The sequence below is a fragment of the Mangrovibrevibacter kandeliae genome (assembly GCF_024519155.1).
Classification (GTDB): Bacteria; Pseudomonadota; Alphaproteobacteria; order Rhizobiales; family Rhizobiaceae; genus Mangrovibrevibacter; species Mangrovibrevibacter kandeliae.
In genome coordinates this window covers 15,160-37,079 of record NZ_JANIFJ010000004.1, presented here as the reverse complement: position 1 = coordinate 37,079, position 21,920 = coordinate 15,160, and the positions used below count along the sequence as shown (strand labels likewise).

The following is a 21,920-nucleotide window of genomic DNA, read 5'->3' as shown; positions in this document are numbered from 1 at the left end:
GGAACGACCACATGCTCGGCTATGCGCTCTGGCGGCTCCTGCAGGCGGCGATCTCGGTGTTCGGGGTCATCACCATCGTCTTCGTGGTGATGCACTTCTCCGGCGACCCGACCCTGCTGCTCGTGCCACAGGGCGCCTCGGCCGAGCAGATCGAGACGCTGCGCCATCAGCTCGGCTTCGATCAGCCGGTCTGGGTGCAGTACCTCGCCTATCTCGGCGGCCTGCTGCAAGGCGACTTCGGTCAGTCCGTGGTGCAGCGGGCGCCGGCCTTCGGCATCGTCCTGTCGCGCCTGCCCTACACCATCGAGCTCGCCATCGGCGCGCTGATCGTGGCGATCGGTGTCGGCCTGCCCGTCGGCATGCTGATGGCGACCTATCGCGGCACGGCGCTCGAGCGGGCCCTGGCCGCCGTGGTGCTCACGGGCCAGAGCGTCCCGACCTTCCTGTCGGGCATTCTCCTCATCATGGTCTTCGCGGTGCAGCTCCACTGGCTGCCGACCTCGGGCGTCGGCGACGTCCGCTTCCTGGTGATGCCGTCGATCGCGCTCGGCGCGCTGTCGATGTCGACCTTCGCCCGGATGACGCGCATCGCCATGGTCGACGAACTCGGCAAGGACTACGTCCGCGCGGCCCTCGCCCGCGGCCTGTCGATGCGGGCGGTGGTGCTGCGCCACGTGCTGCGCAACTCGGCGATCCCGGTCATCACCATCGCCGCGCTCGAGATCGGCAATCTTCTCGCCGGCGCGGTCATCGTCGAGACGGTGTTCGCCTGGCCGGGTATCGGCCAGCTCGCCATCCAGTCGATCCAGTCGCGCGATTTTCTCGTGGTGCAGGTCATCGTGCTCCTGATCTCCTTCATCTATGTCGCGACCAGCGTCGCGGCGGACTTCGCCTACGCGGCGATCGATCCGCGCATCCGGCTGGCGCGCTGAGGATGCCCGAATGAGCGTCCTGCAGCCCGTCCGCCGCTTCCGCCCGCGCCTGCCGCGGGTGCCCCTGTCGATCATGCTCGTCTCGGCGATCATTCTCGTCATCGTCGCGGTGGCGCTGCTGGCGCCCTGGATCGCGCCGGCCGATCCGCTCCGGCAGGATCTGCTCGGCCGGCTGAAGCCCCCGGGCACGGTGGGACGCACCGGCGTCACCTATCTGCTCGGAACCGACGATCTCGGCCGGGACCTCCTGTCGCGCATCCTCTACGGCGCCCGCGTCTCGCTCAGCGTGGCGGTGCTGTCGGTGCTCGTTTCGACTCTCGTCGGCGTCACGCTCGGGATGATGGCCGGCTGGTTCCGCGGCTGGACCGACACGGTGATCATGCGGCTCGTCGACATCATGCTGTCGATCCCGGCAATCCTCCTCGCCGTCCTGACCGTGGCGGTGCTCGGGCCGGGTTTCCTGAAGCTCGTGCTGGTGCTCGGGCTCACGCGCTGGCCGCGCTACACGCGCGTTGCTTACGCGCAGACGCTGCAGGTCGCCAACCTACCCTACATCAAGGCGTCGGAACTCGCCGGCGCCGGTGCCGCCCGCATCCTCTTCCGTCACGTCCTGCCCAACATCGCCGGGCCGATCCTGATCGTCGCGACCGCCGAGTTCGGGCTGATGATCCTGTTCGAAGCCGGACTGTCCTTCCTCGGCCTCGGCATCCAGCCCCCGTCTGCGAGCTGGGGCTCGATCATGAGCGTCGGGCGGCAATACGTCGAGCGCGCCTGGTGGATCGTCGCCTTCCCCGGCGCCTGCCTGTTTCTGCTCGTGCTGTCGGTCAACGTGCTCGGCGACTGGCTGCGCGACCGGCTCGACCCCCGTTCCCGCATCCGCTGAGGTTCACCATGGAGTTCCAGGACAAGATCGTCGTCGTCACCGGAGCCGCCGGCGTGTTCGGCCGGTGGATCGCGGCGCACTTCGCCAGGGAGGGCGCGCGGCTCGTCCTGTCCGACCGGCGCGCGGACGAGCTGCAGCGCGTCGCCGCCGAGCTGGCGCTCGCTCCGGACACCACGCTCTGCCACGCGACCGAGCTGACCGAGACGGGCTCGATTCTGGAGCTTGCCGCCGCGGTGAAGGCCCACTGGGGCGCGCCGGACGTCGTCGTCAACAATGCCGGCCTCTATCCGAAGTTCAGCCTGCTCGACATGGACGTCGCCGACTGGGACCGGATCTTCGCGGTCAACCTGCGGGCGCCCTTCCTCGTCAGCCGCGAGATGGCCAAGCTGATGATCGCCGCCGGCAAGCCCGGCTCCATCATCAACATCTCGTCGGGCGCCAGCCGGCAGATGCGCAACGGCTCCGTGCCCTACTGCACCTCGAAGACGGCGCTCGAGCGCCTGTCGAAGGGCCTCGCGCTCGAGCTCGCGGCCCACCGCATCCGGGTCAACGTCGTCGAGCCGGGCTTCGCCCCGGGCTCGGAGGTATCGATGCTCTCGGACGACTACGTCGAGCGCATGACCAAGCGCATTCCGCTCGGCCGCACCAGCGGGCCGCAGGACGCGCCGGGCGCCATCGCCTATCTCTGCTCGGACAAGGCCTCCTTCATCACCGGCGCGGTGCTTTCGGTCGACGGCGGCAACTCCATCGGCACCTTCGAAACCGGCGAGCTCGGCAAGACTCCCGGTACAGCCTGAGGATCGTCGCCGATGTCCGCTGCGGATCGTCCCCTTCTGTCGGTCGAGGATCTCACCATCGAGATCGCGGGTGCGAGCGTCGTCGACGGCGTGTCCTTCGCGGTCCAGCCGGGCGAGGTGATGGCGCTCGTCGGCGAGTCGGGCTGCGGCAAGTCGCTGACCTCCTACGCGCTGCTCGGCCTCCTGCCCGACGTCGCCGAGCGCACCGCAGGATCCGTCCGGCTTGCCGACACCGACCTTGCCGCCCTGCCGCCCCGGCGGCTGCGCAAGGCGCGCGGCAAGGACATCTCGATCATCTTCCAGGAGCCGAGCGCCTCCCTCGATCCGTTGGCGACGGTCGGCGCGCAGATCGCGGAGGCCCTGCGCCAGCACGAAGCCGTGTCCCGCCGCGAGGCACTGGCGCGGGCCCGCGACATGCTGGAGGCGGTCGGCATCCCCGATCCCGACCGGCGGCTGCACCAGTACCCCTTCGAGCTCTCCGGTGGCATGTGCCAGCGCATCATGATCGCCATCGCGCTGATCTGCGGGCCGCGCGTGCTGGTGGCCGACGAGCCGACGACCGCGCTCGACGTCACCATCCAGGCCCAGATCCTCGACCTGATGAAGCGGCTCGTCGCCGAGCGCGGCACGTCGATCGTGCTCATCACCCACGACATGGGCGTGGTGGCCGACATCGCCGACCACGTGGCGGTGATGTATGCCGGGCGCATCGCCGAAATCGCGCCGGTGGACGACCTCTTCGCCCGCCCGGCGCACCCGTACACGGCCCTGCTGCTCGCCAGCGTGCCGCGGCTCGACGTCGCGCCGAAGGCCACGCTCGCGACGATCGAAGGGCTGGTGCCCTCGCCCGGCGACTTCGGCGAGGGCTGCCGCTTCACCGATCGCTGCCCGCTCGCGAGCGAGCGGTGCAGGGCGGAGCAGCCCCCGCTGTTCGAGGAGCGGCCCGGCCACCGCACCGCCTGCTGGCACCGCGACCGCGTCGGCGAGATCGCGAGAGCAGCGGCATGAGCGAGGAGGGCGAGACGGTGCTCGACGCCCGCGACGTCGCGGTCCACTTCGGGGGCCGCTCGACGCTCTTCGGCCGACCGCCGGCGACGGTGCGGGCCGTCAACGGCGTCGACCTCGTGATCCGCCGGTCCGAGACCGTCGCCCTCGTCGGCGAGTCCGGCTGCGGCAAGTCCACCCTGTCCAATGCCATTGTCGGGCTGCAGCCACCGACCCGCGGAAGCATCGCGATCAAGGGTCGTCAGGTCGTCGGCGCCGGTCGCCGCGCACTGAACGAGATCCGGCGCGACGTGCAGATGATCTTTCAGGATCCGGCCCTGTCGCTCGATCCGCGCGCAACCATCGGCGCCACCGTCGCCGAGCCCCTCAGTGTGCGCGCCGTCGCCCGCGGCGGCGAGTTGAAGCGCCGGGTCGCCGAGCTTCTGACCCAGGTCGGGCTGCGACCGGAGCATGCCACGCGCTATCCGCACCAGTTCTCGGGCGGCCAGCGCCAGCGCGTGGTGATCGCCCGGGCGCTGGCGCTCGAGCCGGCACTGGTGGTCTGCGACGAACCGGTCTCGGCGCTCGACGTCTCGGTCCGCGCCCAGATCCTCAATCTGCTCGTCACGCTGCAGAAGCGCACCGGCGTCGCCTACCTGTTCGTGTCGCACGACCTCTCGGTGGTCCGCCACATCGCCGACCGGGTGGTGGTGATGTATCTCGGCCGGATCGTCGAGGAGGCCGAGCGCGAGGTGTTCTTCGCCGCACCGAAGCATCCCTATACGCGGGCGCTGATGTCGGCGGTGCCGGAGGCCGATCCGGTGGTCCAGCGGGCCAAGCAGCGCTTCGTCCTGAAGGGCGAACTGCCGAGCCCGGCGAACATTCCGCCCGGCTGCCCGTTCCACACGCGCTGCCCGCTCGCCACCGAGATCTGCGTCAGCGACCGCCCCGAACTGACGCCGCGCCCGGATGGCGCGCGCGTCGCCTGCCATCATGCGTGAGGCGCGATTGAGCGTACCGAGCGAGACCATCACCCTCGACGGCCTCGACAGCCCGGCCGAAATCCGCGTCGACCATTGGGGCGTCTCCCACCTCAGGGCGGCGAGCGAGGCGGATCTCTTCTTCCTGCAAGGCTTCAACGCCGCGCGCGATCGGCTCTGGCAGATCGATCTCTGGCGCAAGCGCGGGCTCGGCCAGCTCGCCGCAGACTTCGGGCCCGGCTATCTCGCGCAGGACCATGCCGCGCGGCACTTCCTCTATCGCGGCGACATGGCGGCCGAATGGGCGGCCTACGCCTCCGGTGCCGAGGCGATCTGCCAAGCGTTTGCCGCGGGCATCAACGCCTATGTCGCGCTGACCGAGGCCGAGCCGGGCCGCCTGCCGCCGGAGTTCGCGCTGTTCGGGACCCGCCCGGCGCGCTGGCAGCCGGAGGACGTGGTGCGCATCCGCACCCACGCCCTGACCCGCAACGCCGCGTCCGAGATCCTGCGCGCCAATGTCCTCGCCCGAAGCGACGCCGCGACGGACGCGCTGCGCGCGGCGATCGAGCCGCCGACCGGCCTCGACGCGGCGCCCGGCATCGACCTCGGCGCCATTCCGCTCGAAGCCCTGCGCCTGTTCAAGCTCGCCACCGCGCCGGTCACCTTCGAGCCCGCCCGTCTCGCGGCGACGCTGGACGAGGCCTGGCGCTGGACCGAGGTGACCGATCTCGGCGAGGTCGTCCGCGCGACGACCGAGGAGGGCTCCAACAACTGGGTCGTCAGCGGCGCGCGCACCGCGACTGGACGGCCGCTCCTGGCGTCCGATCCGCACCGGGCGCATGCGATTCCCTCGCTGCGCTATCTCGTGCATCTCAGCGCTCCCGGCTTCGACGCGATCGGCGCCGGCGAGCCGGCCGTGCCGGGCATCTCGATCGGCCACAACGGCAGCACCGCCTTCGGCCTGACGATCTTCGGCGCCGACCAGGAGGATGTCTACGTCTACGAGACGCAGGCGGGCGACCCCGAGCGCTACCGCTACGCCGACGGCTGGGAGGCGTTTCGCCGGATCGAGGAGCGCTTCGCCGTCGCGAGCGCTCCCGAGCAGACACTGACGCTCTCCTTCACCCGGCACGGGCCGGTGCTGCACGAGGATCCGGTGCGCCGGCAGGCGATCGCCCTGCGCTCCGTCTGGCTGGAGCCGGGATCGGCCGCCTATCTCGGCAGCCTCTCGGCCATGCGGGCGACGAGCGTCGCGGAGTTCGGCGCCGCGCTGACGCACTGGGGCACGCCCTCGGTCAACCATGTCTGCGCCGACACCAGCGGCACGGTCGCCTGGTATGCCGCCGGCTTCACGCCGATCCGCCCGAACTGGAACGGCCTGCTGCCGGTCCCGGGCGACGGCAGCCACGAGTGGGCCGGCTTTCTGCCTGCCGAGGCTCTGCCGCATGTGGTGAACCCCGCGGAGGGCTTCTTCGCCACCGCCAACGAGATGAACCTGCCGGCCGACCGGCCGGCCGATGCGCCGTCGATCGGTCACGAGTGGATCGAGCCGAGCCGAGCCGAGCGGATCAAGGGGGTGCTGCGCGCCGACGACCGGCACACGCTCGAGGCCGCCGGGGCCCTGCAGAACGACGTCCAGTCGCTGCCGGCCGTGCGGCTGTGCGCGCTCCTCGCGGCGTTGTCGGAGGATCGGGATCGCGCGGTCGCCGAGCCGCGCGCACTGCTTGCCGGCTGGGACGGGCGCCTCGCCGCAGACAGCGCGCCGGCCGCGCTGTGCGAGGTGTGGTGGATGAAGCATCTGCGCCCGGGCCTGCTCGAGGTGCTCGCGCCCGACCCGGCGGTGCGCGCGCTGCTCCTGCCCGGCCATGTCGAAAGCCTCATCGGGCTGCTGGAACAGCCCGACCCCCGCTTCGGGCCCGATCCGGCCGGCGCCCGCGACCGGCTGCTCCGGGCAACGCTCGCCCGCGCCTTTGCCGACCTCTGCCGGCGGCTCGGCCCCGATCCCTCAGCCTGGCGCTGGGGCGATCTCCATCACGGCTACTTCGAGCACGCCGCCGCACCGATCCGCGCGCAAAGCGAACGGACGGAGTGGGACGTCGGGCCGCTGCCGCTCGGCGGAAGTCGCTCGACGCCGGCGCACGCCGGCTACCGGCTGAGCGACTTCCGCGTCACCGCCGGCGCCTCGGTGCGGCTCCTGATCGACGTCGGCAACTGGGATGCGAGCCTCTGCATCAACGCGCCCGGCCAATCGGGCGACCCCGCCTCGCCGCATTACGGCGACCTCGCGCCGCTCTGGGCGACGGGACGCTATGTGCCGCTCCTCTACACGACAGAGCGCGTCGAAGATGCCACCTCGCGACTGATCCGCTTGGTCCCACCGCGCTGATCCACGCGCGCCTGCGCTGCGCGGCAGGCAAGGTTCCGGCGGGTGGTGAAAACCTCGATGCCGCCTTCCCGCGCCTCCCGGTCGAGCGCCATCGCGACGCCAGGCTCTTATGCCGGCCCGGGCGGTCGCGCCGCGAGGCTGGACAGCGCGCGAGGCACGTGGCGGCCGACGCCCTTGGTGCCGACGAGCGCGCCGTCCCGCGCCATGACGCGACCGCCGAGGATCACGGTCTGCGGCCAGCCGGTGACTTCGATGCCTTCGTAAGGGCTGTAGTCCGCCCCGTCATGAAGGTCCGCGTGCCGAATGGTGCGCCGGACCATCGGGTCCCAGATCGCGATGTCGGCGTCCATGCCGACCGCGATCGAGCCTTTCCGCTCCAGCCCGTAGAGCCTGGCATGGTTGGTCGACGTCAGGGCGACGAAGCGCGGAAGGTCGATCCGGCCCTTCGACACGCCTTCGGAGAACAGGATCGGCAGGCGCGTCTCGACGCCGGGTATGCCGTTGGGGACATGGGCGAAGCTGGTGCGCCCCTTCGGGTTCAGCTTGCCGGCCGGATCGTCGTAGCGGAACGGGCAATGATCGGACGAGAAGAGGTCGAAGTCGCCCTGTTCGATCCCGGTCCAGCAGGCACGCTGTTCCGCCTCGTCGCGCGGCGGCGGCGAGCAGACGAATTTCGCGCCCTCCCAATCCATGCCGTCGAGGTCGCTCGCGGTCAGCATCAGGTATTGCGGGCATGTCTCGGCGACGACCTTGCGGCCCCGTCCCCGTGCCGCGCGGATTTCGCCCAACGCCGCGCCGTTCGAGACGTGGACGATCACCACCGGCACGTCGACGACTTCGGCCAGACTGACGGCCCGATGCGTGGCCTCCCGTTCGGCAACGATCGGCCGTGTCGTGGCATGCGCGCGCGGACGCACGTCGCCCGCCGCCTCGTGCCGTCCGACGAGGTAGCGGATCGCGTCCTCGTTCTCGCAGTGGACCATGACGAGCGCGCCGGTGCGCCGCGCCGTGTCCATGGTGGCGAGGATCTCGGCATCGTTCAGCCGGAGCCCCTCGTAGGTCATGAACACCTTGAACGAGGTGTAGCCATCGGCCACCAGCGCCGGCAGTTCCTGGCCGAGCACGGCGGGGGTCGGGTCGGACACGATCAGGTGGAAGGACACGTCGGTGTAGCAGTTGCCGGCCGCCAGCCGGTGATAGGCCTCCACCGCGGCCCGCAACGACTGCCCCTTCTGCTGCAGACAGAACGGCAGCACGGTCGTGTTGCCCCCGAACAGCGCCGAGCGCGTGCCGCTCTCGAAATCGTCCGCCATGACGATGCCGTCGCCGGACGGCTGCGAGATGTGGACGTGGCTGTCGATGCCACCCGGCAGCACCAGGCAGTTCGTCGCGTCGATCGTCTCCCGTGCCTCGAGCCCCAGACCGAGCTGGACAATGGTGCCGTCCCGGATCCCGACGTCGGCGCGAAACACGTCGGACGCCGTCGCGACCGTCCCGCCCAGGATCGCGAGGTCGAGGCTCACAGCGCCGGCTCCAGCGCGGCGATCAGCCGGTCCACCTCCTCCAGGGTGTTGTAGTGGATCATCGATACGCGCACGACGCCGTCCTGCGGCATCAGCCCGTGCTCCTCGACGATGCGGCGGGCATAGAAGTCGCCGAAGCGGATGCCGACCTTCGCCGCGTCGACCGCATCCACGATCCGCTTCGAGCTTTCCGTGCCCACCGTGAAGGAAACGGTGGAGACACGATCCTCGATGGCGGCCGAGCTGCGACCGATCACACGGACCGAGTTGCGGCTGTCGAGGAAGTCCATCAGACGTTCGGTGACGCCGCGCTCCTGCTCGGCGATCGCCGCGAAGCCGGCCTCGATGGCGGCGCGCCCCGCCGGCGCACCTTCACGGACGCCGAGTTCCTCCACATACTCGATCGAGCCGATCGAGCCCCAGGCGCACTCGTAGTTGATGTTGCCGGGTTCCAGCTTGTGCGGCACGCGGGCCTTGTCGAAAAAGTAGTGGTAGATGTTGTCGAGCGCTTCGAGCTTCTCGCGCCGCCCGTACATGACCGCATGGTGCGGCCCGAAGACCTTGTAGACACTGAAGACGTAGTAGTCCGCGCCGAGCGACTTCACGTCGATGGCCCGGTGCGGCGCATAGGCGACCGCGTCCACCATCAGCTCGGCGCCCGCGTCGTGGGCGATCGCGGCGATCTCCGGGATCGGGTTGATCGTTCCGAGGATGTTCGAGGCATGCGTGACGCAGACGAGCTTCGTCCGGTCCGTCATCAGGGCGCGCAGGTCGTCGAGGTCGAGTTCGAAGGTTTCGGGATCGCAGCGCCACCACTTCACCGTGACGCCGCGCGCCTCGTGCTTCAGCCACGGCCCGATATTGGCCTCATGGTCGGTGTTGGTGAGGATGATCTCGTCGCCGGGCGCCAGACGTCCCGTCATGGCTTCCGACAGGAAGCGGATGAGGATCGTGGTGTTCGGCCCTTCGACGATCTCGCCGGGATCGCAGTTCATGAATCGGGCGAAGGCGTCGCGCGTTTGCGAGACGCGCTCCAGGGACAACCGGCTCGGGGCGTAGCTCGCGCCGGTCTGGACATTGGAGGTCAGAAGGTAGTCGGCGACGCGGTCGGCCACCCGCTTCAGGGTCTGGCTGCCGCCGGCATTGTCCATGAAGGCCCATTCGCCGGACAGGGCCGGAAACTGCGAACGGACGAAATCGAGATCGAGGGGCATGAGGGATGCTTTCGGTTCAGCGTGCGCCGCGGCGCGCGGTGCGGGTTTCGTACCGCGCGACCAGGCGGACCAGCGGCAACAGCAGCAGGAGATAGAGAACGGCCGCGCCGATGAGCGGCGTCGGGTTGGCGGCAAGCGCCTGCGCCTGCGTCGCCTGCTTCAGGAGATCCGGCAGCGCCACCACGGATGCGAGCGCCGTATCCTTCATCACGTTGATCGAGTTGTTGGTGAGCGGCGGAATGACGATCCGCACCGCCTGCGGCAGGATGACGTGCCGCATCCGGCGGTAGATGTGAAGGCCGAGCGCATCGGCGGCCTCGAACTGGCCGCGCGGAATGGCTTCGATGCCCGCCCGGAAGATCTCCGCCGCGTAGGCGCTCGAGACGGTGGACAGGGCGAAGACGGCCGCGGCGAAGGGCGAGAAGCGGATCCCGAGGAAAGGCAAGGCGTAGTAGACGACGACGAGCCACACCAGGACGGGAAGCGCGCGGAAGACGTCGATATAGGCGATGGCCAGCGCTCGGAAGACCTTCGCCGTGTAGAGCCGCACCAGCGCCAGGACGAGACCGCCGGCAAGGCCGATCGCGATCGACAGGAGGCCGAGCAGCACGGTGCGGCCGAGCCCCTGCAGCAGCAGCGGGAAATAGCGGACGAGGACGTCGATGTTGAAGAAGGTCTGAACGATGCCCACGCGAGCGCCTCACCCGTGAAGGCCGCCGGCGACGAGGCCGGCGGCTCCAGGCTCCCTGGATCAGAGCTTCGGCTGGTCGGCGTCCATCGCCGTCGACGTCGAGGCGTCCGGCTTGGAGCCGAACCACTTCTCGTGGAGGTCGGCGACGAAACCTTCCTTCTTCATGGCGGAGATCGCCTTGGTCGCTTCGGCAGCCAGCGGCAAGTCCTTGGCGAACATGATCGAATACTGCTCGCCCGTCTTGATGCGCTCCACCACTGCAAATTGCGGCTTGTCCTTGATGTAGTAGGCGACCGCCGGGATGTCGGAGATGTAGCCGTCGATGCCGCCGTTGCCGAGATCAAGCATGGCCGGCGCGAGGCCTTCGAAGCGGCGGATGTCGCTGATCCCGTACTCCTTCTGGTGCTCGGTCGCCCACATGTCGCCGGTGGAGCCGGTATCGACGCCGACCGTCTTGCCCGACAGGTCCTTCAGCCCCTGGATGCCGGAGGACTTCAGAGCCGAGAGCGACTGGTCGCTGTCGTAGTACGGCTGGGCGAAGGATACCGACTCCAGCCGCTTCTTGGTGATGGTGATCGAGGACACGGCCGCGTCGATCCGCCCGGACTGCACGGCGGAGAACAGGCCGTTGAAGGGGATGTTCTCGATGTTCACGTCGTCGTAGCCGATGCGCTTGGCGACTTCCTTCACCAGCTCGATCTCGAAGCCGACGGTATCGCCCTTCTCGTCCTGGAACTCCCACGGGACGTTCCCGACATTCGCCCCGACGTTCAGCGTCTTGGCGCTGGCGGGGACGGCGATGGCGGCGGCGGCCATCAAGACGGCGGCTAATGTCTTGGCGAACATGATCCTGTCCTTTCGACGATGCGGTTGACCTGGAGAAAGTGCCGCCTTTCGAAGCGGGCAATGCCCAACGATTGAGCATTACACTTGCATGCACTTCTTCGATCAGACTGCACGGAGGATGGCGCGTCGCGCAAGCGGAAATTTCAGGCGTGCTTCGGTCGCCGGCTCTGCGGCTGCGCGGTCTTTTCCGTCTCGCGGCCGGCACGTGCGCCGAGGCCGGGGCGCTCCGCATCCGCGTAGGGGGCGAGAACCTCCATCAAGTCGCCGCGGGACGGCCGCGCCTTCAGGAAGGCGCGAGCCGCGACCTGGTCGAGGTGCTCGGCCATCAGAGCGGCGGCGCGCTCCGCATCGCCGGCGGCCACCGCCTCGATGACCGCACGATGTTCGGAGATCGCGCAGTCGGGGGAATGCGGCCGGCCGAAGGTCGCCAGCGACAGGCTGGACCGGTAGGCGATCTCGCGCACGTAACGGGTCAGCGTCGGCTTTCCCGTCATCTCGGCGAGCTTGACGTGAAACTCGGTGGCGAGACGGATGGAGTTGGCCTCCGATCCGCCCCGCGCCGCCTCCTCGCCGGCGACGTGAGCCGTCAGCTCCTCGATCTGCGATGCGCTGAGCCGGCCGCACAAGGCCCGCACCACGAGGCGCTCCAGTTCGCGGCGGATGTCGAATTCGTCCCGCGCTTCCTCGAAGGACGGCGTCGCGACGAGCGCGATGCGGTTCCGGCGGAGCTCGACCAGCCCCTCGGAGGCGAGTTGGCCGAGCGCGTGCCGCGCGATGGTGCGACTGACGCCGAACCGTTCGCCGAGCGTGTCCTCCGGCAGCTTGTCGCCCGGAGACAACGCCTGCTCGAGGATCGCGCGGCGGATGGCCCGGCAGATGATCGACGCGCGATCGGAGAAATCCATGCTCAAGACTCATTCGCTCGTGTGGGCGACGCTAGCAGTCCAGAGCCCTCTATCTCAATCGCTTCACCGCCACGATCGCATGCACTTTATTGGTGAAATCGCATGCGATCCGCTCGACAGAAGACTGAGGTCATAGCGGGGGAGACAGACCGGCAGCGGCGCGATGGAGCTAAGCGTTCTAGGCGCTTCTCGAAATATCGGCCCCCGTTGCATCCGATGGCGGCGGCCACGCCGCAGAGCCGATCTCGCCGCTGCGCCTTGCCTTCATCAGCGACGACACGGCGTCCGGACGATCGAGAATGACGACATCGAGGTGCGGGATGTCGGCATGCACCGGCACCTCGTAGAACCAGAGGTCGACGAACGGCGCCTGCGGCGGTGGCTCGTCGACCGCGACGGAAGGATCCTGCGGGCTGTCGTTGCCGGACTGAGCATCCGACCGTGCCGCGCAACGATCCCGACGTCTCGACTCGACCCGGTCCGCCGCTCCGGGATGGGCCGCAGGCCTCGTCGCCGCTCCACAGGATGCGCCGGCGAGGCCTCAGCCGCGTCTGAGGAGCGCCTCGAGCAGATCGTGCACGGCGGCGCGAAGCGGCTCGTTGCGTCGATGGAAGGCCATCAGCCCCAGGGTCGGAATATCGATCACCGGCCGGGTGAGCAGCTCCGGGGAGCGCAGGCGCGAGACCGTCAGCTCGTCGATGATGCCGAGCCCGCCGCAGGTTTCGACGAGATGGCACACGGTGGAGGAGAAGGGCACGATGCAGCTGGGGTCGTAGGACAGTCCCTGTGCCTCGAACGCATCCCGGATGGCCGCTCCCATAGGCGAGAAGCCTGGATTGTAGCAGACCAGGGGAAGACCGGCGAGGTCGGCAAGGCGCAGTGTCCGGCGGGATGCCAGCGGGTGCTGGCGCCGGAACACCGCGTGCATCGGAATTCGTGCGAGCTCCTCGGTGTGGAACTCCGCCTTGGGAGGGACCGCCATCTGGAAGCCGATGTCCGCCCAGCCGGTCCGCACGTCGATCTCCGGCTCCGTGACGCGAAGATGCAGGCGCTTCTGCCAATCCTCGTATCCGGCGCTGGACAGCAGCGCGCCGAGATAGCCCTCGACCACGGCAGGTGTCGCCGAGATGGCGACGGGCCGCACCGCCTGCACGGAGAGTTCGCCAAGCCGCCCCCGGATCTGCGTGTGCGTCGCAAAGATCGGTCCGGCGTCCGCGAAGAGCTGATGCGCCTCCGCGGTGGGTTCGAGCCTGTTGCCGACCCGGTGGAACAGCGAGAAGCCGATCCGCGCCTCCAGCCGCTTGAGATGGCCGCTGACGCTCGGCTGCGACATGCGCAGGACCCGCGCGGTCTCGATCGTGGTGCCGACACGCATCAGGGTGCCGAAAAGCTCGAGCTCACGCAGGTTCATTATCAGCCAGTCGATTGAACACCATCGCGTTATTATTACCGCGCGGAAATTCGTCGTGCTAGCGTCACAGCACAAAGTTTCCCGCTGCCCAATAAAGCGTCAGAATCGTCTGCAATGCGCGTTAGGAGAATGCGATGAGAGAGAGAATGAAGGCGTTCCTGTTGGCCGGCTGCCTCGCCGTCTCGAGCCTTGCCCTGTCCGCCTCTGCCGAGGCCCGCACGCTTCGTGTTGCCATGGGCACCGATGCGGTGTCCTTCGATCCCATCGCCACCAGCGACAACGGCTCGATCTGGACCCAGCTCCTGATCTACGACACCCTGATCCGGCCCGACAAAGCCGGCACCGGCCTCGAGCCGGGATTGGCCAAATCCTGGACCGTCTCGCCCGACGGCCTCACGCTGACCTTTCAGCTGCGCGAGGCGAAGTTCTCCGACGGAACGCCTGTGACGCCCCAGGACGTCGAATACTCGCTGCGTCGCGCCGCATCGGAGAAGTCGGACTGGGGCCGCTTCTTCCGGCCCATCACCGGCTTCAAGATCCAGGGCGACCACGAGATCGTCATGACGCTGGACAAGCCGTTCACGCCCGCCTTCAACAACCTCGCGCTGTTCTCGGCCGCGATCCTGCCGAAGGCCAAGCTGGAGGCCGAAGGCGATGCCTTCTTCGAGCATCCGGTCGGCTCCGGTCCCTTCGTCCTGAAGCAATGGTCGCGCGGCTCGAAGATCGTCCTTGCCGCCAACCCGAACTACTGGCAGGCGGGCAAGCCCGGCATCGAAGGAGCCGAACTCGACATCGTGGCCGAGGGAGCGGCCCGCGTCCTCAAGCTCGAGGCGGGCGAATCCGACCTCATTCTCGATCCGCCGCTGAACCAGATGAAGGCACTCGAGGCCAAAGACGGCATCAGCGTCGGCCAGGTCGTGCCCTATCGCAGCGACTTCGTCATGCTCAACACCACCAAGCCCCCGTTCGACCAGGAGAAGGTTCGTCAGGCGCTGAACTACGCGGTCGACAAGGAAGGACTGATCAAAGGCGTCCTCTACGGCGCCGGCAAGGTGGCGGCGACCGCCATGCCGGTGATGGCCTATGCCGATCCGGGCCTGGAGCCCTATCCCTACGATCCGGCGAAGGCGAAGGCGCTGCTGGCCGAGGCCGGCCTCGGCAACGGCTTCAGCACCACCATGCTCGTCAACTCCAGCAACGCCGCCCACCGCAACGTCGCCGTCGCCCTGCAGGCCATGCTCGGCGCCGTGGGCGTCAAGATCGACATCCAGATGATCGAGGGTGGCACCATGTGGGAGACCACCAAGGCCGGCAACTACGAGACGGCGCTGAGCTTCGCGACCTCCGATACCATCGACCCCGACCAGCTGATCGGCTTCCTCGCGGTCAATCCCGAGCGGGCGAACGCCTACCACACGCAGTGGAAGAACGAGCAGCTGAACGCGCTCTATGCCGAAGAGCGATCGACCGTCGACGGCGACAAACGCGGCCAGCAGTTCCAAGAGATGATCCGCCTGTTCAAGGAAGGCGCGCCGGACATCTTCCTCTACCACCCCGCGTCCGCCTGGGCGGTGCATGACGACGTCAAGGGCTTCGAGATCCTGCCGACGTCGAACTTCCGTCTCGAGGACGTCACCTTCGCCGACTGACGCGACGCGTCCGAAAGCGCTGGTCACGAGGACCGGTCTCGATCATGCTCCGATTGATCCTCCAGCGTGTGATGATGCTCGTGCCGGTGCTGTTCGGGATCACGATCCTCAGCTTCCTGCTCCTGCAGGTCATGCCGGGCGATCCGGTGGAGCATGCGATGGGCACCCGGGCGAGCGCCGAGGACCTTGCGGCCATGCGCCGGCTGTGGGGCCTCGATCTGCCGCTCTGGCAACAGTACCTCATCTTCCTCCGCGACTGCGCCACCGGCAGCTTCGGCTTCTCGCTGTTCTACAAGCTGCCGGTGTCGCGACTGGTGCTGGAGCGCCTGCCGGTCACCCTGGCGCTGGCGCTCTATTCCACCTGCATCGGCCTTGCCATCGCGCTGCCCTTCGCGATTCTCGCGGCGCTCCGGCGAGGGCGCCTGGCCGACGTCCTGATCCGCCAGCTGTTCGTGCTTCTCCTCGCCATGCCGCCGTTCTGGCTGTGCTTCGTGCTGATCCTCGAGGCGTCACTGCGGCTTGGCCTGTTTCCGACCGGCGGTCTCGGCACCGGCGTGCTCCAGAACCTGCACCGGCTGTTCCTTCCGGCGCTCGTCGTCGGCCTGTCGACCGCCGCGCTGATCGAGCAGAGCCTCCGCGCGACGCTCATCGACACGATGAAGGCGGACTATGTCGACACCGCCCGCGCCAAGGGCCTCAGCGCGAGCCAGGTGTTCCGCCGCCACATCCTGCGCAACAGCCTGATCTCGACCATCTCGGTCATCGGCGTGCGGGTCAGCTGGATCATCGGCGGCACGGTCGTGGTCGAGAAGATCTTCGCCGTGCCCGGCCTCGGCGGCCTGCTCGTCGACGCGATCCAGGCGCGTGACTTCCCGGTCATCCGCGGGCTGACGGTGTGCTTCGCCGTCCTCGTCGTTCTCGTCAATCTCCTCACCGACATCGCCTATGCCCTTGCCGACCCGAGAGCGAGGCTGACGTGAAGCCCATGCTCCACCGTCTGCTCCGCAGTCCCGCGGGACTCGGCGGCCTCGTCATGCTCCTCGCGCTGCTGATCGCGGTGGTGGCGACGCCGCTGGTCTCGCCCTACGATCCCTATGCGCTCGACTTCGGCAACGCCCTGCTGCCGCCGGATGCGACGCACTGGTTCGGCACCGACAATTTCGGCCGCGACATCTTCACCCGCGTCCTCGCGGGAGCCGCCTACGACCTCCGGCTGGCCACCACCTGCGTGTTCGGGCCCATGCTCCTCGGGATCCTCGTCGGGCTGTGCGCCGGATATTTCGGCGGCTGGATCGACGTCGCGCTGATGCGGCTCACCGACGTGGTCTGGGCCTTTCCCTTCTACGTCCTCGTTCTCACCATCGTCGGCGTCCTCGGCCCCGGCGAGGGCAATCTCTACATCGCCTTCTTCCTGGTGAACTGGATCGGCTATGCGCGCATCGTCCGCGGTGAGACCCTGGTCATCGCGCGGCTCGAATATGTCCAGGCGCTGAGCATCCTGCGGTTCGGCCCGGCGCGCACGATGCTCCGGCACATCCTCCCGAACGCGGTGACGCCGGCCATCGTCTACTCGATGTCCGATCTGGTGCTCACGGTGCAGGCGGTCGCTGCGCTGTCCTTCTTCGGCCTCGGCGTCCAGCCGCCGGCCCCCGAATGGGGTCTCCTGATCGTCGAGAGCGTCGACTACATGCGGGATGCGCCGTGGATGACGATTTTCCCGGGCCTTGCGATCGCCTTCGTCGGCGTCGCCTTCGCGCTGCTCGGCGAGGGCCTCGCCGCCGCCCTGCAACCAAGGGGCTGATCATGGCGCTCTTGTCGGTCCAGAACCTTGTCACCGAATTCCATGGCCCCGGCGGAACCGCGCGGGCGGTCGACGGCGTCAGCTTCGACGTCAATGCCGGCGAGATCTTCGGCATCGTCGGGGAAAGCGGCTGCGGCAAGTCGGCGACCTGCCGGTCCATCGTCCGCCTCTTCGGCGGCGCCGACGCCCGCATCGCCGGCGGCTCCGTTCGCCTCGACGGCAGTGGCGACCTTGCGACCCTGCCCGAACGCGAGCTCGCCCGGATCCGCGGCCGGGACGTCGCCTTCATCTTCCAGGACCCGCTGACGGCGCTCAACCCCACCATGCGCATCGGACGGCAGATCGCGGAGGTGGTCGAGCGTCATCGGAGGGTGTCGCGGCGCGAGGCGCGCGCGATCGCGCTCCAGCTCCTGCGCGACGTCCATGTCACCTCGCCGGAGCGGCGGCTGGATGCCTGGCCGCACGAGCTCTCCGGCGGGCTTCGCCAGCGGGTCGTGATCGCGATGGCGCTGGCGCTGCGGCCGCGCCTGATCATCGCCGACGAGCCGACGACGGCCCTCGACGTCACCGTCCAGGACCAGATCCTGCGCCTGCTCCTCGAACGCTGCGCCGCCACCGGAACGGCGATCATCCTGGTGACCCACGATCTCGGAGTCGTCGCCGAGATCTGCGACCGCGTCGCGGTCATGTATGGCGGACGCTTCGTCGAGACCGGTTCGACGGCGACCGTTCTCGCTTCGCCCCGTCATCCCTACACGCGCGCCCTGCTCTCGGCCCTGCCCTCCCGCGCGATGCGCGGCAAGCCGTTGGCGCCGATCGAAGGCACGCCGCCGAGCCTGACGGCCCCGCCGCCCGGCTGTCGCTTCGCGCCGCGCTGCCCGCAGGCCGCGGAGGTCTGCCGCGCCGGACCGCCGCCGCCGCTGATGCTGCACGACCGCGCCGCGCCGCTGCACGCCGACGCCTGCCTCCTGGAAGGTGTGCGATGACCCTCCTCGAGTTCCGCGACGTGTCGCGGCACTTCCCGGCCCGCCGCAGCCTCGCCGACGCCGTCCTGCGCCGACCACCGGCCGTGCTCCGGGCGGTGCATCACGTCGATCTCAGCGTCGACCGCGGCGAGACCCTCGGCATCGTCGGCGAGTCCGGCTGCGGCAAGAGCACGCTGGCCCGGCTCGCCGTCGGCCTGCAGGCGGCCGATGAGGGCGCGGTCCTGTTCGATGGCACTCCGATGCAGGGGCCCGATCCCGCCGGACGGATCCAGATGGTGTTCCAGGACCCGTATTCGTCGCTGAACCCGCGGATGACGATCGGGGCGCTCCTCGAGGAAGTCGTTGCCCACTACCACCGCGACCTGTCGGCCGCGGAGCGGCGCGCCGAAGCCGGCGAGGCGCTGCGGCGCGTCGGCCTGCCGGCGGAGACGGCGGACAAGTATCCGCACGCGCTGTCCGGCGGCCAGCGACAGCGCGTGTCCATCGCCCGCGCCCTGTGCCCGCGCCCGCAGATCCTCGTCGCCGACGAGCCGGTTTCCGCCCTCGACGCCTCCGTACAGGCACAGATCATCAACCTGCTGCAGCGGCTCTCGGCCGACACCGGCATCACGATCCTCTTCATCTCGCATGACATGCAGGTCATTCGGCATCTCTGCGACCGGGTCGCGGTGATGTATCTCGGCGAGGTGGTCGAGCTCGCACCGGTCGACCGGCTCTTCGACCAGCCGCAGCACCCCTACACCGCCGGTCTCATGGAGGCCGTCCCGGACATCGCCCGACGGCGCGGCGAACCCCGCGTCGCGCTCGGAGGCGAGATGCCCGATCCCTACGCCGTCATCGACGGCTGCCGCTTCGCCAGCCGCTGCCGGTTCGCCGAGCCGCGATGCGAGACCCCGCAGCTCCTGACCGACGCCGCGGGCGGCGGGCTGGTGCGCTGCTGGAAGGCACCGCCTCTCGCCGCGGCATCCATCCAAACCTCCTCTCGGAGCGATCTGACATGACCGAAAGCGCGGTGGCGCCTGGCGCCACCTTCTTCGACACCACCCCGGCGATGGAGACCGCAGGACGGACGGCGGTGGCCCTGCTGCTGGACCGGTTCGCCGGGGCCGGACTGACCGCCGACGGGTTCGGCCTCGTCGTCCTCCGCGGCGACGCCAGCTTGCGTCCAACGGGCTTCTCCTATCGCGGCGACTGGCGCTGCTATCCGTGCAGCGTGGTGAAGGCCTTCCACCTCGTGCACGCCCTGGCGCTCCTCGACGAGGGGCGCATCGCACCGCATGCCGAACTCGACCGTGCGCTGCGCGACATGATCCTGTGGTCGTCCAACATGGCGACGAACTACGTCATCGACATCATCACCGGGACCACCGGCGACACCCTGCTGGACGGGCCGGCGTGGGACGAGTGGCGGCACCGCCGCGACGGCCTCAACCGCTTCTTCCAGGCGCTGGGCTGGCCGGAATTTGCGACCTCGAACATCACGCAGAAGCTGATGGACGACATGCGCTACGGCCGCGAGGCGCGCTATGCCGGGATCGAGGGCGAGAACATGAACGCCCTGACGCCGCTGGCCGCCGCCCGGCTCTTCGCCGAACTCTTCGGCGACGGCCTGCCCCTCTCCCCGGATGCCCGCCGCCGGGCACAGGACATTCTCGTGCGCGACCGTCGCGGTCCCGATGCCGGCAATCCCCTGTTCCAGGTGGACACCTATCTCGGCGGCGGAATCCCGGCGGGCCTGCCGCTCTGGAGCAAGGCGGGCCGGCTCGCCTGGACGGGCGACGCCCGCGTCGCCTATCACAAGCACGACCTCATCCGGACGATCCCGGCCGACGGCGTTCCTCTCGTGATCTCGCTGATGACGCGCGGCAAAGGCCTCTGCGAGGACAACCCCCGTGCCTTCCCGGAGATCGGGCGCCTGTTGTTCGAGGCCTTCTCGACATGAGCGACTCCGGCATCGTGCTCTGGACGGGCGCCGACGTTTCGCGAGAGCCCCGCGATGTCGGTATCGCCACCGGTTCCACCTGTGGCAGGATGGCCGGCAGCAAGCCTCCCTTGCGACGCCGACCCGTGGTCGGCGCAGTCGAGGGCGGTGTCCGGCGCGCCGCGTGCGAGAGGAACGGATGAAGGCCGACGTCGTCGTCCTCGGGGCCGGGATCGTCGGCGTCTCCACCGCGCTGCACCTGCAGGCGCTCGGCCGCGACGTCGCGCTCGTCGACCGCGGCCAGCCCGGCGAAGGAACGAGCTACGGCAATGCCGGGCTGATCGAGCGGTCGAGCGTCGTCCCCTACGCCTTCCCGCGCAGCGTCACCACCCTGTTGCGCTATGCCCTCAATCGCTCCTCGGACGTCCGGTACGAGCCCCGCGACCTGCTTGGGGCCGTTCCTTTTCTCCTGCGCTACTGGCGACAGTCCTCGCCGCGCAACCTTCAAGCCGCCACCCGGGCGATGCTCCCCCTCATCGAGGCGAGCGTCAGCGAACACGAGGCCTTCATCGAAGCGGCCGGCGCCGGCGACCTGGTGCGGGCGGACGGGTGGATCGCCGCCTACCGGACGCCGCGGCGATTCCAGGCGGCGGTCGCAGAGACGGACGCGCTGGCGCCCTACGGCCTCCGGCTGGCGCTGCTCGACGGGGCGGCGTTGTCGGCCCTCGAGCCCTCGATGACGACAGGCCGGGACGGCATCCATGGCGCGGTTCACTGGCTGGACCCGAAGACGGTGCGCGATCCCGGCGAACTGACGAAGCGCTACGCCCGGCTGTTCGAGCGGCGCGGTGGCCGCATCCTCGTCGGCGACGCCGCCACCCTCGCCGAGACGTCGCGGTCCTGGTCGGTGGAGAGCGCGCACGGCGAGGTCCGCGCCCGGGATGTCGTCGTGGCCCTGGGTCCCCAGGCGGGGCTGGTGTTTCGCCGGCTCGGCTACCGGATTCCGCTCGGCATCAAGCGTGGCTACCACAGGCACTTCGCCTTGCCCGAGGGGGTGCGGCTGCGCCACGCCATGGTCGACGAAGAGGCCGGCTACGTTCTCGCACCGATGCGTCAGGGAGTCCGGCTGACCACCGGCATCGAGTTCGCCCGCGCCGACCGGCCCGCGGATGCACGCCAGATCGCCCACGCCGAGCGGCGGGCCCGCCAACTGCTGCCGCTGGGCGAGCCGGTCGAGTCGACGCCGTGGCTCGGACGCCGGCCCTGCCTGCCCGACATGCGGCCGGTGATCGGCGCCGCGCATCGCCACGACGGGCTGTGGTTCAACTTCGGGCATGCCCACCACGGCCTGACGATCGGGCCGGCGAGCGGCCGCCTCGTCGCCGAACTCGTCACCGGTTCGCCGCCGTTCCTCGACCCGTCCCCCTACCGGGCCGATCGCTTCGGCTAGGGCACATCCGGCGCGATCCGGCTCATCGCCAGCGGCGGCAAAGCCGGTCGCGCAGGCAGAGGAGCGCATGCAGGCTGCAGCCGACGATGCACCGTCGGCCGGCGCCGCTCCTGGGGCCGATGAGTCAACGGCCGACTCTTTGGGACAGGAAGCGGCGCCGCTCGAGCGCTTCTCCGACATCGTGCCGGGTCGGGCGGAACCGATCCGGCAAATGGCCGCGACCGCCTCAACGTCCCGATCCAGGCTGGCGGGCTGCGTGCAGTTCCAGGACATCGTGCGCCAGCAGAGCGGGCACGTCGAGCGGGGGATGCTTGAGGTGGCCGGCGCGGCATCCGCGATCTCCTGCGCTCGCCGGACGCCGCGGACGGCAGCCGGCTGCAGCAGATCGCCTGACGCGCTGTACGATACCCAAGTCATGGCCGCACCGCGCGCGACCGACATGCCGACGCAACCCCGCGGGGCCAACGCCGCGCCCTCCGGCGAACCTGCGATCGGGCTGTTCTAGAGCGCGTCCGGCCCGGAGCAGGACTCGACGAGGTTGGAGAACATTACGACGATCTA

At 69.3% G+C, this 21,920-nt stretch carries 21 protein-coding genes; 14 read left to right on the top strand and 7 right to left on the bottom strand.

The window, feature by feature from the left end; translation table 11 throughout:
• Nucleotides 1-11: 11 nt before the first annotated feature.
• Genes NPA30_RS11960 through NPA30_RS11935 form a run of 6 tightly spaced genes read left to right on the top strand, consistent with a single transcriptional unit; the run spans nt 12 to nt 6,962 of the window.
• Nucleotides 12-932, top strand: a complete 921-nt coding sequence (locus tag NPA30_RS11960; RefSeq protein ID WP_256802927.1) for an ABC transporter permease — start codon at nt 12-14, stop codon at nt 930-932.
• Nucleotides 933-942: 10 nt separating this feature from the next.
• Nucleotides 943-1,815 carry an ABC transporter permease gene (locus tag NPA30_RS11955; protein ID WP_256802926.1) on the top strand — a complete coding sequence of 291 codons (873 nt, stop codon included), beginning with the start codon at nt 943-945 and terminating at the stop codon, nt 1,813-1,815.
• A gap of 8 nt (nt 1,816-1,823) precedes the next feature.
• Nucleotides 1,824-2,612, top strand: a complete 789-nt coding sequence (locus NPA30_RS11950) for an SDR family NAD(P)-dependent oxidoreductase (protein ID WP_256802925.1) — start codon at nt 1,824-1,826, stop codon at nt 2,610-2,612.
• A 12-nt stretch (nt 2,613-2,624) separates the two neighbouring features.
• Nucleotides 2,625-3,620 carry an ABC transporter ATP-binding protein gene (locus tag NPA30_RS11945; RefSeq protein WP_256802924.1) on the top strand — a complete coding sequence of 332 codons (996 nt, stop codon included), beginning with the start codon at nt 2,625-2,627 and terminating at the stop codon, nt 3,618-3,620.
• A complete protein-coding gene (locus tag NPA30_RS11940) occupies nt 3,617-4,597 on the top strand; it encodes an ABC transporter ATP-binding protein (RefSeq protein ID WP_256802923.1) in 981 nt (326 codons plus the stop codon). The genes NPA30_RS11945 and NPA30_RS11940 overlap by 4 nt, the downstream gene beginning before the upstream one ends.
• Nucleotides 4,598-4,604: 7 nt before the next feature.
• Nucleotides 4,605-6,962 (top strand): penicillin acylase family protein, encoded by a 2,358-nt coding sequence (locus NPA30_RS11935; protein ID WP_256802922.1) that lies wholly within the window; start codon nt 4,605-4,607, stop codon nt 6,960-6,962.
• A gap of 107 nt (nt 6,963-7,069) precedes the next feature.
• Here NPA30_RS11935 and hydA read toward each other — a convergent pair whose 3' ends face one another.
• From hydA to NPA30_RS11900, 7 genes are all read right to left on the bottom strand, one after another.
• On the bottom strand, nt 7,070-8,485 hold the full coding sequence (gene hydA, locus NPA30_RS11930) for a dihydropyrimidinase (protein WP_256802921.1): 1,416 nt from the start codon (nt 8,483-8,485) through the stop codon (nt 7,070-7,072).
• Entirely contained in the window at nt 8,482-9,699 is a 1,218-nt protein-coding gene (locus NPA30_RS11925; protein WP_256802920.1) for a cysteine desulfurase-like protein, read from the bottom strand. Before NPA30_RS11925 ends, hydA begins: the two co-directional genes overlap by 4 nt.
• Before the next feature lie 16 nt (nt 9,700-9,715).
• On the bottom strand, nt 9,716-10,390 hold the full coding sequence (locus NPA30_RS11920; protein WP_256802918.1) for an amino acid ABC transporter permease: 675 nt from the start codon (nt 10,388-10,390) through the stop codon (nt 9,716-9,718).
• Between the two features lie 60 nt (nt 10,391-10,450).
• The gene (locus NPA30_RS11915; RefSeq protein ID WP_372338794.1) at nt 10,451-11,236 is read right to left on the bottom strand and encodes a transporter substrate-binding domain-containing protein; all 786 of its coding nucleotides are present in this window, start codon (nt 11,234-11,236) and stop codon (nt 10,451-10,453) included.
• A gap of 143 nt (nt 11,237-11,379) precedes the next feature.
• On the bottom strand, nt 11,380-12,141 hold the full coding sequence (locus NPA30_RS11910) for a GntR family transcriptional regulator (protein ID WP_256802917.1): 762 nt from the start codon (nt 12,139-12,141) through the stop codon (nt 11,380-11,382).
• A gap of 178 nt (nt 12,142-12,319) precedes the next feature.
• Complete coding sequence (locus NPA30_RS11905) at nt 12,320-12,475, bottom strand: hypothetical protein (RefSeq protein ID WP_256803267.1); 156 nt, start codon at nt 12,473-12,475, stop codon at nt 12,320-12,322.
• A 207-nt stretch (nt 12,476-12,682) separates the two neighbouring features.
• Complete coding sequence (locus NPA30_RS11900) at nt 12,683-13,552, bottom strand: LysR family transcriptional regulator (RefSeq protein WP_256802916.1); 870 nt, start codon at nt 13,550-13,552, stop codon at nt 12,683-12,685.
• Nucleotides 13,553-13,686: 134 nt separating this feature from the next.
• On the opposite strand from NPA30_RS11900, the gene NPA30_RS11895 reads away from it, so the two are divergent.
• The 8 genes from NPA30_RS11895 (at nt 13,687) to NPA30_RS11860 (ending at nt 21,864) form a co-directional block, all read left to right on the top strand.
• Complete coding sequence (locus NPA30_RS11895; protein WP_256802915.1) at nt 13,687-15,201, top strand: ABC transporter substrate-binding protein; 1,515 nt, start codon at nt 13,687-13,689, stop codon at nt 15,199-15,201.
• 44 nt (nt 15,202-15,245) lie between these two features.
• Nucleotides 15,246-16,181 (top strand): ABC transporter permease, encoded by a 936-nt coding sequence (locus NPA30_RS11890; RefSeq protein WP_256802914.1) that lies wholly within the window; start codon nt 15,246-15,248, stop codon nt 16,179-16,181.
• Nucleotides 16,182-16,186: 5 nt separating this feature from the next.
• Complete coding sequence (locus tag NPA30_RS11885; protein ID WP_256803244.1) at nt 16,187-17,002, top strand: ABC transporter permease; 816 nt, start codon at nt 16,187-16,189, stop codon at nt 17,000-17,002.
• A 2-nt stretch (nt 17,003-17,004) separates the two neighbouring features.
• Nucleotides 17,005-17,988, top strand: a complete 984-nt coding sequence (locus NPA30_RS11880) for an ABC transporter ATP-binding protein (RefSeq protein ID WP_256802913.1) — start codon at nt 17,005-17,007, stop codon at nt 17,986-17,988.
• On the top strand, nt 17,985-18,989 hold the full coding sequence (locus NPA30_RS11875) for an ABC transporter ATP-binding protein (protein WP_256802912.1): 1,005 nt from the start codon (nt 17,985-17,987) through the stop codon (nt 18,987-18,989). Before NPA30_RS11880 ends, NPA30_RS11875 begins: the two co-directional genes overlap by 4 nt.
• On the top strand, nt 18,986-19,930 hold the full coding sequence (locus NPA30_RS11870) for a class A beta-lactamase-related serine hydrolase (RefSeq protein WP_256802911.1): 945 nt from the start codon (nt 18,986-18,988) through the stop codon (nt 19,928-19,930). Before NPA30_RS11875 ends, NPA30_RS11870 begins: the two co-directional genes overlap by 4 nt.
• Before the next feature lie 178 nt (nt 19,931-20,108).
• The gene (locus NPA30_RS11865) at nt 20,109-21,359 is read left to right on the top strand and encodes an NAD(P)/FAD-dependent oxidoreductase (RefSeq protein ID WP_256802910.1); all 1,251 of its coding nucleotides are present in this window, start codon (nt 20,109-20,111) and stop codon (nt 21,357-21,359) included.
• Between the two features lie 67 nt (nt 21,360-21,426).
• Entirely contained in the window at nt 21,427-21,864 is a 438-nt protein-coding gene (locus NPA30_RS11860) for a hypothetical protein (protein ID WP_256802909.1), read from the top strand.
• Nucleotides 21,865-21,920 lie beyond the last annotated feature (56 nt).